Genomic DNA, 9,927 nt, shown 5'->3' on the forward strand with positions numbered 1-9,927 from the left:
CAATGCTACATGCGGGAAAATGCGTGGAAAGGGCCGGAACGCTCTGGAGAGAGTCAGACGCTGCCGGAGAGAAGTTTCCCCATGGTGTTGACCGCAGCTTTCTGGTCCGAAGTGGTCACGTGAGCCCAGGTATCCAGGGTAAACCCGGCGCCGAAAGAAGCCGCACAGCGACCCACAGGAGCAAACAGTGAGGAAACTGCATAGGCCATTGCAGTTCCTCCCTTGTACAGCTATTCTCTTACAGATTCTTCGCTGCATTCCTTTTTGGTAAAGCCGTAATCCTCAATCCTTGAGCGCCGTCACAGGCAGCACAAATACCCCGTCCGGCCGTTGGTAGGCCGCATTGGCCATGCCGCACAGGACACACAGGACTACGGGCGGCTTGCCCTTGGGGTCGGCCTCAATTTGCTTTTTAATTTCCAGCAGATTTTCCGCCGCGGCGTCAATCTGATTTGCTCCCAGTTTAATCTCAAATGCACACCACTGGCCGTCCGGTAACTCGACCACCGCATCGATCTCCTGGTTCTTATAGTCCTGGTAGTGGTAAAGCTGCGCCCCGAAAGACTCGGCATAAATCCGCAGATCCCGCTCGCACAAAGCCTCAAAGAGGAAGCCCAGAGTCTCCAGATCCCCCAACAGGCTGGCAGGTGTGGCCTTCAGCAGGGCGCAGGCCAAGGATGGATCAGCAAAGTGCCGTTTCTCTGCCTGCTTCACCCGTACAGAGGAACGGATGCCGGAGGAGAAGGGCGGCTGATTGTCCGTAATAAACAGCCTCTTGAAGATGTCCAGGTAAGCTGCCACAGTGTTGCCGTCAATATCCTCGTCGTCCACCGCCTTGATGTCCTTCATCAGCGTTTTATTGGTGACGGTGGTACTCTCATTCCGGGCCAGAGAGCGCAGCAGCAGGCGCATTTTCTGGGTATCCCTCTTCACGCCGTCTATCCGGTACACATCATCATCGATGACAGCGTCCAGGTATTGGGCGGGAAGCAGCGCCGCCTGCTCCAAAGTCAGGCCCAGACTTCCCGGCCAACCGCCCCGAATAATCAGTTCGATCAACTTTTTCAGATCCACCTCGCCGGTCATGGCGGGGGTCACTTTCCCCTGGCACAGCTGCTCCAGAGACACCTTGCCGCTGGAGTCCCCAGATTCCCACAGGGACATGGGACGCATCCGCAGTCGGGCGATCCGTCCCGCGCCGCTGTGGAGAATCCCCTTGTGGTTAGGGGTGGCGGAGCCAGTGAGGATGAACTGCCCCTTTTGCGCTGTCTGATCTACTTTATAGCGCACCGCGTCCCAAAGAGGTGGTACTTCCTGCCACTCGTCAATCAGCCGGGGCGTCTCTCCCTCCAGCACCAGAGCAGGAGACAACTCCGCCAACTGACGGTTCTGAAAGTTGCCGGCAGGGTCACCAATATAGATCTCACTCTGGCTGTGATAGGAGGAAGTCCAGGTCTTGCCGCACCATTTCGGCCCCTCCACGCAGACGGCACCGAAGGCCGACAGATATTCTTCCACCTGATGATCGATAATGCGGGGCTTATAGATTTGTTTGTCCATGGCAGTCACCTCAATGATTCAGTGAAATCATTATACTCTATTCAGTCAAATTTTACAACTCTATTCAGTCATATTTTCAATTTTGAGTGCACTCAATTTATTTCGTTGGGGTCAAGGATAATTACGCTGTGTCCCAATTTCTGCGCGTAGCGTATGGTTGCCGCTGTGCCGCCCCGATACTCACCGTTATAGATGGCCAGCAGAACATCAGAGTGGGCGGCCAGAAAGTGATTGCGTTCCAGCATACAATTTTTTCGGAAGATCCGGCTGACATAGATGACGGAATCCGCCTGCGCCAGAATGGCGTGATACCGGGCCTGGGATGCAGCGGGCCACTCCGTTTCCTGCCCCTTATAGGGAAGGATGCAGTGCAGTTTGATGCAGGGGTATTCCGCCCGCAGATTCAAGACAATCTCCGCCGCCAGCAAATCAATTCCTTCGGCCATACCGGAGAGGAAATCCGTCACCCCCTCTTGAACCAGTGAACGAATCTGCCGCTCCAATGCAACTTTCAGTGCGACGCACCGCACATCTGTCTCATTGTAGCCCCAGGGAAGTTTTTTCGGGCGGTGACCGGTGAACGCACAGGTTTTTCTTGCTTTCTTCAAAAAATCATCTCCCGTATTGAGTATGGGGATTATATCCCCTTAATAATGCGGATTATAACCCCCATACTGTATGGTGTCAATGATGGGGGAATGCAGATGATTGTATTTGATAATTTATGGGTGCTGATGAAGGAAAAGGGTGTCTCCACCTATCAGCTGAGAGAAAAATGCGGCATTGACAGTAAAACCATCCGCCGTCTCCGAGCCAACGATAATATGGAGACCAAGACTTTGAACAAGCTGTGTGCCGTTCTGTCCTGCGAGATCGGAGACATTGCCAAATATATCCCGGATGATCCGGCATGAGGCCGCTTCTACACATAAGCTGTGGAGGCGGCTTTTGATTTTCTGTCGAAAGAAGTCGAGAAATTTTTCAATCAACATCATATATATGGCTAAATTGCATTGACAAACACAATATATTGTGGTATATAAAAATTACTATTGATTCTTTGCGCGTACTCGGTGGAACTCCGGGGCAGGATTCACCTGTGAGCGAGAGGGACATCTCGCATTGCGCACGCTGTTAGGTTTGTACGTTTTAGCCGTTTTCCGCCAGGGCAATGCCCTACGGCTGTTGTCTCCGTTTCAGTGGACAACAAGGGAACCATGTTCATCGGCTGTCTTTTCCTTTGATGCTGTGGTGCTGCGCCGAAGATGTTGACTTCTTCGGATGGCCATGAGAAAGAATACGAGCACTTGTTTGAGGGTGCGAAAAGTTTACTGCCTGTGTAGATCAGGCACAGAAGGAACTTTTCGCACCCTCTTTTTGTGCGTTCATAGCCCCGCACTCCCGTTGGGAGTTGCCCCAGACTCTGCCAGTCTGCGGTAAGGTGCCAGAAGAACTTATCCTAAAACATGGCCGTCTCCCTTCTCCGCGTCGAGGTGTGCGGAGTGACTTGGGGGACTGCACCTCGGAGCCTGTGGCAGCAGGCTCACCCCTCTTTGTTCCGGCACAGTGCCGGTTCGGCAGCAAAGAGGACGCAATTCCCTTGATCCCAGCCGGAGGGATCAACAGACACACGCAGGCTGTGGTTCTTTACCGCAGTTTGCAGCCGAGTTTCAGCGGTTGTGTCGGCAGTCGTCATCGGAGCAATGCCCTCCGATGGCAGGGTCTATCCCCATACTGCACTCGTACTGACCTGGTTCCAACTGAAAAAGAGACAGAGATTCGCCGTTCATGGCTCGCTTCCTGGAAACGCCTCTGCTGCAAGGGGTTCCGAAGCGATTGCCCCCAGGCTCCAGGAAGATTTTCCTGGAGATCCGGCGGAAACAGACGGCTCTGCCAAGGGGCGAACTGTGCCCATCCGAACTACTTATGAAAGAAAAGGAGCACTTTATTATATGACACGATCCATTCAAAACAAGGGTCTCTATCTGGCCCTGGTGAGCCAACTGAACAAGTTAGCCCGCCATAATCGTCAGGGCAGTTTCCGCACCAAGGATCGCTATTACGAGGCGTGCAAGCGGTTCTGCGGCTATCTGGCTGATGAGTACCACCTTCAGAAACTGAGCAACATCAGCGGCAAGCACCTTGTTGGCTATGTGCTGTATTTACAGGAACATAGGAAGTCGGCTTCCACCATAAAAACGGATTTGGCAGCCATTCGCTTCTTCCACGACAAAATGAGCAACCCCAAATATGCGCTGCCCACCAACAGCGAACTGGGAGTCGAACTGGAGCGCCGACGCTTCGGCGGTGTGGACCGTACCTGGAGTACAGAGGAGTTCAACCACATGCTGGGCAAGGCCCTGGCCGCGGAGCGTTGGGATTACATTCTGGCTCTCTACCTGGCCCGTTACGCCGGGCTCCGCATTCACGAGTGTTTCCGCATGGACACCGCCGCAGCAGAGCAGGCCCTTCGGGAGCAGGCCGTCACCGTCAAGGGCAAGGGCGGCAAGATCCGCACGGTTCCCATCAACGAGCAGATCGCCATTGCCCTGCGGCGTCAGCTGGTGCGCACCCCGCGGGGCAACAAGTTGCTGGTGCCGGACGATATGCCCACCGACCAGGCCATCCACCGCCTGCAGCTGTTCATCGCAGCGCATCGGAGCAGCATTCAAGTAAAATCTGATCCTCCCCTGACCTTTCACGGACTTCGCCACACCTTTGCGGCGGAGAAGTATGAGGAACTGATGGACAAAGGCATGGGCGCTCTGGACGCCCACTTCACGGTGTCCCGGCTGCTGGGCCACGAACGGGCGGATGTGACCAATGTCTACCTGGCTTCCCTGTCCGCAAAGGACATGAAGGACAAGCATTGACGCATATACTGCCTTACCAAGAAAGAGGGGATGTGCGTTGGGCGTTATCATGCATTATCCGACAGCTCCGGAAAAGCAGGAAGAACTTTTTAAGAAAGTTGCTGCCGTCCATGCGCAGACAGTCATGGAACAAATCAAAGCCATGCCCTGCCCCGTGGAGCAGAAAGCGGAGTTGATTGAGGCAATCAAACGAATACATCAGCAAAGGGATGGGGCATAACCCCATCCCTTTGTGTTATCCTCTGATTTTCAGTCTGCGCCATGTCTGCTTGCAGATCTGTACCCGATCCTGCTCCCACCCTTGCAGCGTGCCAAAGGGGACACCCAGTCGCCTGGCATATTCCACCTGGGTCATGTGACGCCGCCGGCGCATTTCTTTAATCTGTCGTCCCTGACCATTGTAGAGGAACAAATTAAACTCGTCCAGCAAATCCGTGACCGGCACGGCGAACAGCTCCGCAATCTTCTGCATCTTCTCGATGGGGTAGTAGTCCCGCTGGGTATTCTCATAGCCGGAATATGTACTACGATCCAGACCGGCGTAGTCTGCCACATCTCTTTGCAGCAGACCATGCTGGTATCTGTACCACCGCAGCTTGTCCGCTATATTGTCGATTTGAGTTGGATCTGTGTAGATAAGATTGAACTTCTCCGCCTCCACCAGCGTGTGGGGCTGGACAATGCGGAAACTGTGAATATACAAGGGCGCGTAACTGACCACATTGAGAGCATAGCGTGTCATGACTACCACGCGTTCCGTAGGTTGGCAAAACACACGCCATTTATCCCTTAAGTCGGTGCGATCCGCCACATGAAGGGGTAAAAAGTCCGTTACGATAGTGTAGCATTTTCAATACAGCGGGAGGCATAGGTCGCCAGCCGCACTTTTTTGTCCGGCTTAAAGGTGGATATTCCCTTGATGAGTCCAATGGTGCCGATGGAGATCAGGTCGTCCTGGTCCCCATTGGGGGTATAGTATTTTTTAAAGGTAGATTGCAAAGGACCAATTCGCCCCGCTGAAAATGGGCTGAAGCCTGTTGCCCCAGCCGCAGATGGATCTCTAAATAGATTTGTTTGTCGGTGCTTTGCTCCAACACCACGATATGGTCCAGAATGGCCGCCACCACTTCGGAATGGACCCCGTTTGCAAAGTTCAGCTCCTCCCATAGGGCCTTTTCCAAAACCGCCGGGTCAAGGGCCACCCCGCTGCGCTCCTGCTGCCGCTGCAGCGCAAGCTGCTGCGCTTCCAGCGCGGAAAGCTTGCAGTTCCACTGCTCGTTGCGCTCTTTGAACTCCTGAAGGGTAATGGCGTTCTCCATACTGAGCTCCAGCAGCTTTTCTTTCTTCTCCCTAATCTGGACAATCTGCCGTTCTATCCGTCCGATCTGCGCCTCATGGTCCACTCCTTGCGCCGCGGAGGCAATACTGTCCAGTACCAGCCGGATGATCTGCGCTTTCTCGGTGACCACCTCTGAAAATAGCCCGGCCAGCACCTGGTCCACCTCACAGGTACGGATGGCGGGAAGGCCGCATCCCTCCTTCCCCCGCTGACGGTACACCCTGCAGCGCCAATACTCCCTTTCGCCTTCCTGCGTTTGAAAGGCCTGGCGATGAAAGCTGACGCCATGGGTTTCACAGATAATCTTTCCGCTGTACGGATACCGGTTATGGTAACCGGCGGTTTTGGCCCGGACCGCCTGGCTCCTCTGCCGGAATATGGCGTTGGCCTGATCCCACAGCTCCTCCGAAACAATGGCAGGAATGTTGGGGTCCGGATGTATGATCCACTCGCTCTCCTCCAAAAATGCTCTCTTTTTGGTGCGATAATCCAGAGACTGGGTTTTGTTCCCACAGTACCACCCTTTGTACTTGGGATTGGTCAGAATATGCTTGATGGTGGTCTGGTTGAAGGGATGGCCCTGAGCGCTGGTATATCCCCGCCGGGTCAGCTCCTGCGAGAGCGTTCGGAGCCCGTATTCCCCCGTGGCATAAAGGGTAAAAAGCAGCCTGACCATCTCCGCCTCTTCCGGAACAATGGTGAGCCTGCAGTCCTTTTTATCATAGCCCCACAGGCGGCTGTTCCCAAGCACACGGCCATTCCTGATGGACTGGCGGAACCCAAATTTCAGGCGCTCGGACAGCTTTCTTACTTCGTCCTGGGCTACCCCCGCCATGACCACCAGCCGAAACTCACTGTCCGTGTCCAGGGTATTGATATTGTCATTTTGAAAAAAGACCCCTACGTTGGCATCCAGCAGCTCCTGGGTATATTGAATGCTGTCCAGCGTACTTCTGGAGAAGCGGGAAATCTCCTTCGTGATAATGAAGTCGAACAGCCCCCGATGGGCGTCGTCGATCATACGCAGAAAGCTCTCCCGTTTGCAGGTGCTGGTCCCGGAGAGCCCCTCGTCAACGTATCCCCCCACAAACGTCCAGTTTGGGTTTTTCTGGATAAGTTCCGTATAATACTGCACCTGATGTTCCAGACTCCCCTGCTGCTCCACTTTGTCTGTGGAGACCCGGGCGTAATAAGTAACCCGGAGGGGAAGATCATAAATGGACCTTCCCTTCCGCAGTTGTTCCCGCAGCTTCCTGATCGTCATATTTCCTCCCCGTCTCCGTCAGTTGTTCCAGCAGCACTATCCCCGCATCCGGCAAAACGTTTCCTGTCAAAAACCTTGGATTGACGGGCAGCATGGTATATATCCTCCGAAATAAAGCCGCGCTGCCTCAGCCGTTTCAAAAGTACAAGCCCAATGTCGCGGTCTATGTCGTTCATCGGCAACCCTCCTCTCTGGTAGGCTATGCGCGGCCGGCACACGCTATGATGGGCCTCCAATTTTGCCGACGACGACACTGAACAAAATGAAAGAATAAAACGGTCCATCCGGAAGTGAACATCCGGATGGACCGTTTTATATTATTTTACTGTTTCAATCCCCGTCGAGCACAAGAGATTTTGTGACAAAAACCATAGGTTAAGTAACAAAAAGCCGAGATGAAAAATATTCTGTGAAAAGGCTTAACTTCCCCAAAATCCTGCCGATAAAAGTAATGAACGGATTCCAGAGATGCAGATTATCCCTTGTGACAAATTTCATGCTTTTTGTCACAAATTCGACAGGATTCTCCACGAGCGGAACAGAGGTGAGCTGAAATGGTGGGACGTTCCCAATCTTCACACGTCCAGGCCGGGAAAACATCCCTGTACACCACCATAAAAGCCCGCCTCTATCCCACAGCGGAACAAGCGGAACTCTTTGAAAAAACGTTTGGCTGCTGCCGCTTTATTTGGAACCGTATGCTCTCCGACCAACAGAAATTTTACGACGAGACCGGGGCCCACTTCATTCCCACCCCTGCCAAGTACAAAGATGGCGCACCCTTTTTAAAAGAGGTGGATAATCAGGCCCTGATTCAGACTCACAACCAACTCTCGCAAGCTTTTCGGATATTTTTTAAGAATCCGGAGCATTTCGGCCATCCCCGCTTCAAACGAAAAAAGGACGGCCGGGACGCCTTTACCGCCTGCAATCACGTGTTTTCCTCCGGCCCTACCATTTATCTGACCCGGGACGGCATCCGCATGACCAAGGCGGGTGTGGTAAAGGCCAAATTTCCCCGCCGTCCCCGGAACGGCTGGAAACTGAAGCGGATCACCGTCAGCAAGACCCGTACCGGCACATATAACTGCAGCATTGTGTTTGAATATCCCGCACCTGCTCCCCAGCCGATACCCCCCACACCAGAACGGACCATCGGACTGAAATATTCAGTTTCCCATTTCTATGTGGCGGATAATGGCGCCATGGCCGATCCGCCCCACTGGCTGAAGCTGACCCAGGAAAAGCTGGCCCGGCTTCAGCAGCGTATGGCTCGGATGACTCCCGGCTCCCGAAATTATGAGGAAGCCGTACAGAAATACAGGCTGCTCCATGAGCACATTGCCAATCAGCGTCGCGACTACATCCACAAGGAATCCCGGCGGATAGCCAACGCCTGGGACGCCGTGTGTGTGCGGGCCGACGATCTGGCGGATGGAAATCGTGCGATGAAGCTGTCCAATGGTCTGGAATTGGGCTTCGGAATGTTCCGTGCCTGTCTGGACTATAAGCTGTCCAGACAGGGCAAGTCCCTGTTGATGGTGGAGCGCTGCGCACCCACTTCTCGGCAATGCCACAGCTGCGGCTATTTACTGCCGGAGGGTGTAGATTACCGACGGGAGCAATGGCGCTGCCCAGCCTGTGGGGCAGCGCTTCAGCGGGAGATCAACGCCGCTCAAAACATTAAGACAGCTGGTCTGCGGCAGGTTCTCACCACACAAAAAAGCGCTTAAACATTGCGATATTTCATATAGATTCTTTTCAAAAGCAATGGCCGGTCGGAACGCCGGTGACCGCCCATAAACCCGGTACGGAGAGCGTTGAGCCAAGCGAATCTGGCAAAGGTCCGTTTTGGTCAGCGTTTTCCAGGCCGCAGCGTGGGAAACGAGATGGCTCCCTCACCCGTCAGGGCGTCGGGCCGGAAGCTTCGGATGCCGGAGCGTTCACAATATTATGACTATGACATGGGCACGACGGATCGTACCCAACAAAGGCGAAGGAGGACGCCATGCTGAAACTCTCCCTGAGTCCGGAGGAATATCTGACTATCAATGGAAACATTGTGGTGCAGCTCAACCGGATCAACGGCGGCCGGGCCTATCTCTCGGTCAACGCTGCCCGGGAAATTCCCATTGTCCGGGGCAGGGTACTGGAGCGGGAGGGCGCACCCCGTCCCGCCTGTTTGGAATCATCCCCCCGCAGAAGGGCCACCCCCCGCAGAAATCAGACATTTCGATGGAATGATGAGCGGGACCGGGCCGCCCAGGCCATGGAGCAGACGATTCAGCAGTTGGAGGCTCAGGGGCAGCATGATATGGCCCGGAAACTCCGCATTCAGCTGGATCACATTATTCCCGCCCCGTGGGAAGAGGACCTTTCGGTCCGAAAAACCCGCGCAACACCTTAACGTTGGTTTCTGCCGGTTTTCGCGAGCCGGTTGAAATAGTTCCGTGCCAACTGTCCGGTTCATTGTGCGCACAGTGAGTCTGATACGCGGCACTCCACCCAGTGCCAATGGAGGAACCAAAGGCACGTCTCACAGTTTACCTATATTTGGAAAGGAGTCCAATAAGTTATGAGAATTCAGCATAATATTATGGCGATGAACGCCTACCGCAACTACAACACCAACACCTCCGCTCTGTCCAAGAACCTGGAGAAGCTGTCTTCCGGCTACAAGATCAACCGCGCTGGCGACGACGCTGCCGGTCTGGCTATTTCCGAGAAGATGCGGGCCCAGATCACCGGCCTGGACAAGGCTCAGGACAACGCCAAGGACGGCATCTCCCTGGTGCAGACCGCTGAGGGCGCCCTGACTGAGGTTCACGACATGCTCAACCGTATGTACTCCCTGGCTGAGCAGTCCGCCAACGGCACCTACGAGAACGAGA

At 54.2% G+C, this 9,927-nt stretch carries 11 protein-coding genes and 2 pseudogenes; 6 read left to right on the forward strand and 7 right to left on the reverse strand.

Going from position 1 to position 9,927, the window contains the following annotated elements; translation table 11 throughout:
• Nucleotides 1-53: 53 nt before the first annotated feature.
• From B5F88_RS20715 to B5F88_RS12945, 3 genes are all read right to left on the reverse strand, one after another.
• Entirely contained in the window at nucleotides 54-209 is a 156-nt protein-coding gene (locus B5F88_RS20715) for a hypothetical protein (protein ID WP_158098697.1), read from the reverse strand.
• 73 nt (nucleotides 210-282) lie between these two features.
• Nucleotides 283-1,560, reverse strand: coding sequence for a DUF4143 domain-containing protein (locus tag B5F88_RS12940; protein ID WP_087346800.1), 1,278 nt, complete (start codon nucleotides 1,558-1,560; stop codon nucleotides 283-285).
• Nucleotides 1,561-1,652: 92 nt separating this feature from the next.
• The gene (locus B5F88_RS12945; RefSeq protein ID WP_087346803.1) at nucleotides 1,653-2,168 is read right to left on the reverse strand and encodes an SLOG family protein; all 516 of its coding nucleotides are present in this window, start codon (nucleotides 2,166-2,168) and stop codon (nucleotides 1,653-1,655) included.
• Nucleotides 2,169-2,264: 96 nt separating this feature from the next.
• Between B5F88_RS12945 and B5F88_RS12950 the strand changes: the two genes are divergently transcribed.
• The 3 genes from B5F88_RS12950 (at nucleotide 2,265) to B5F88_RS12960 (ending at nucleotide 4,653) form a co-directional block, all read left to right on the forward strand.
• Nucleotides 2,265-2,474: a helix-turn-helix transcriptional regulator gene (locus tag B5F88_RS12950; RefSeq protein WP_158098696.1), complete on the forward strand. Its 210-nt coding sequence runs from the start codon at nucleotides 2,265-2,267 to the stop codon at nucleotides 2,472-2,474.
• Between the two features lie 1,038 nt (nucleotides 2,475-3,512).
• Nucleotides 3,513-4,433: a tyrosine-type recombinase/integrase gene (locus tag B5F88_RS12955; RefSeq protein ID WP_162612189.1), complete on the forward strand. Its 921-nt coding sequence runs from the start codon at nucleotides 3,513-3,515 to the stop codon at nucleotides 4,431-4,433.
• A 37-nt stretch (nucleotides 4,434-4,470) separates the two neighbouring features.
• On the forward strand, nucleotides 4,471-4,653 hold the full coding sequence (locus tag B5F88_RS12960) for a hypothetical protein (protein WP_087346811.1): 183 nt from the start codon (nucleotides 4,471-4,473) through the stop codon (nucleotides 4,651-4,653).
• Between the two features lie 15 nt (nucleotides 4,654-4,668).
• Here B5F88_RS12960 and B5F88_RS12965 read toward each other — a convergent pair whose 3' ends face one another.
• The 4 genes and pseudogenes from B5F88_RS12965 to B5F88_RS12980 all read right to left on the reverse strand — a co-directional run bounded on the left by B5F88_RS12965 (nucleotide 4,669) and on the right by B5F88_RS12980 (nucleotide 7,212).
• Complete coding sequence (locus tag B5F88_RS12965) at nucleotides 4,669-5,175, reverse strand: helix-turn-helix domain-containing protein (RefSeq protein WP_087346814.1); 507 nt, start codon at nucleotides 5,173-5,175, stop codon at nucleotides 4,669-4,671.
• Nucleotides 5,176-5,279: 104 nt separating this feature from the next.
• A pseudogene (locus B5F88_RS12970) lies at nucleotides 5,280-5,441 on the reverse strand (sigma factor); the annotation flags it as partial.
• Nucleotides 5,378-7,036 carry a recombinase family protein gene (locus B5F88_RS12975; RefSeq protein WP_087346816.1) on the reverse strand — a complete coding sequence of 553 codons (1,659 nt, stop codon included), beginning with the start codon at nucleotides 7,034-7,036 and terminating at the stop codon, nucleotides 5,378-5,380. The gene B5F88_RS12975 and the pseudogene B5F88_RS12970, both read right to left, overlap by 64 nt.
• A complete protein-coding gene (locus B5F88_RS12980) occupies nucleotides 7,033-7,212 on the reverse strand; it encodes a hypothetical protein (RefSeq protein WP_087346819.1) in 180 nt (59 codons plus the stop codon). The genes B5F88_RS12975 and B5F88_RS12980 overlap by 4 nt, the downstream gene beginning before the upstream one ends.
• A 378-nt stretch (nucleotides 7,213-7,590) precedes the next feature.
• Here B5F88_RS12980 and B5F88_RS12985 point away from each other — a divergent pair, with 378 nt between their 5' ends.
• The 3 genes and pseudogenes from B5F88_RS12985 to B5F88_RS12995 all read left to right on the forward strand — a co-directional run.
• Nucleotides 7,591-8,769: an RNA-guided endonuclease TnpB family protein gene (locus B5F88_RS12985; protein WP_087346822.1), complete on the forward strand. Its 1,179-nt coding sequence runs from the start codon at nucleotides 7,591-7,593 to the stop codon at nucleotides 8,767-8,769.
• Nucleotides 8,770-9,044: 275 nt separating this feature from the next.
• Nucleotides 9,045-9,443 carry a carbon storage regulator gene (locus B5F88_RS12990; RefSeq protein WP_087346825.1) on the forward strand — a complete coding sequence of 133 codons (399 nt, stop codon included), beginning with the start codon at nucleotides 9,045-9,047 and terminating at the stop codon, nucleotides 9,441-9,443.
• A 168-nt stretch (nucleotides 9,444-9,611) separates the two neighbouring features.
• Nucleotides 9,612-9,927: pseudogene (locus B5F88_RS12995) on the forward strand (flagellin); the annotation flags it as partial.

The sequence above is a fragment of the Flavonifractor sp. An306 genome (assembly GCF_002159455.1).
Taxonomy (GTDB): domain Bacteria; phylum Bacillota; class Clostridia; order Oscillospirales; family Oscillospiraceae; genus Flavonifractor.

Bases quoted from the DNA above. Each gene is read 5' to 3' on its own strand.
- B5F88_RS12965 (WP_087346814.1), bottom strand. From the start codon at position 5,175: ATGACACGCTATGCTCTCAATGTGGTCAGTTACGCGCCCTTGTATATT.
- B5F88_RS12950 (WP_158098696.1), top strand. From the start codon at position 2,265: ATGATTGTATTTGATAATTTATGGGTGCTGATGAAGGAAAAGGGTGTC.
- B5F88_RS12990 (WP_087346825.1), top strand. From the start codon at position 9,045: ATGCTGAAACTCTCCCTGAGTCCGGAGGAATATCTGACTATCAATGGA.
- B5F88_RS12975 (WP_087346816.1), bottom strand. From the start codon at position 7,036: ATGACGATCAGGAAGCTGCGGGAACAACTGCGGAAGGGAAGGTCCATT.
- B5F88_RS12980 (WP_087346819.1), bottom strand. From the start codon at position 7,212: ATGAACGACATAGACCGCGACATTGGGCTTGTACTTTTGAAACGGCTG.
- B5F88_RS12985 (WP_087346822.1), top strand. From the start codon at position 7,591: ATGGTGGGACGTTCCCAATCTTCACACGTCCAGGCCGGGAAAACATCC.
- B5F88_RS20715 (WP_158098697.1), bottom strand. From the start codon at position 209: ATGGCCTATGCAGTTTCCTCACTGTTTGCTCCTGTGGGTCGCTGTGCG.
- B5F88_RS12940 (WP_087346800.1), bottom strand. From the start codon at position 1,560: ATGGACAAACAAATCTATAAGCCCCGCATTATCGATCATCAGGTGGAA.
- B5F88_RS12955 (WP_162612189.1), top strand. From the start codon at position 3,513: ATGACACGATCCATTCAAAACAAGGGTCTCTATCTGGCCCTGGTGAGC.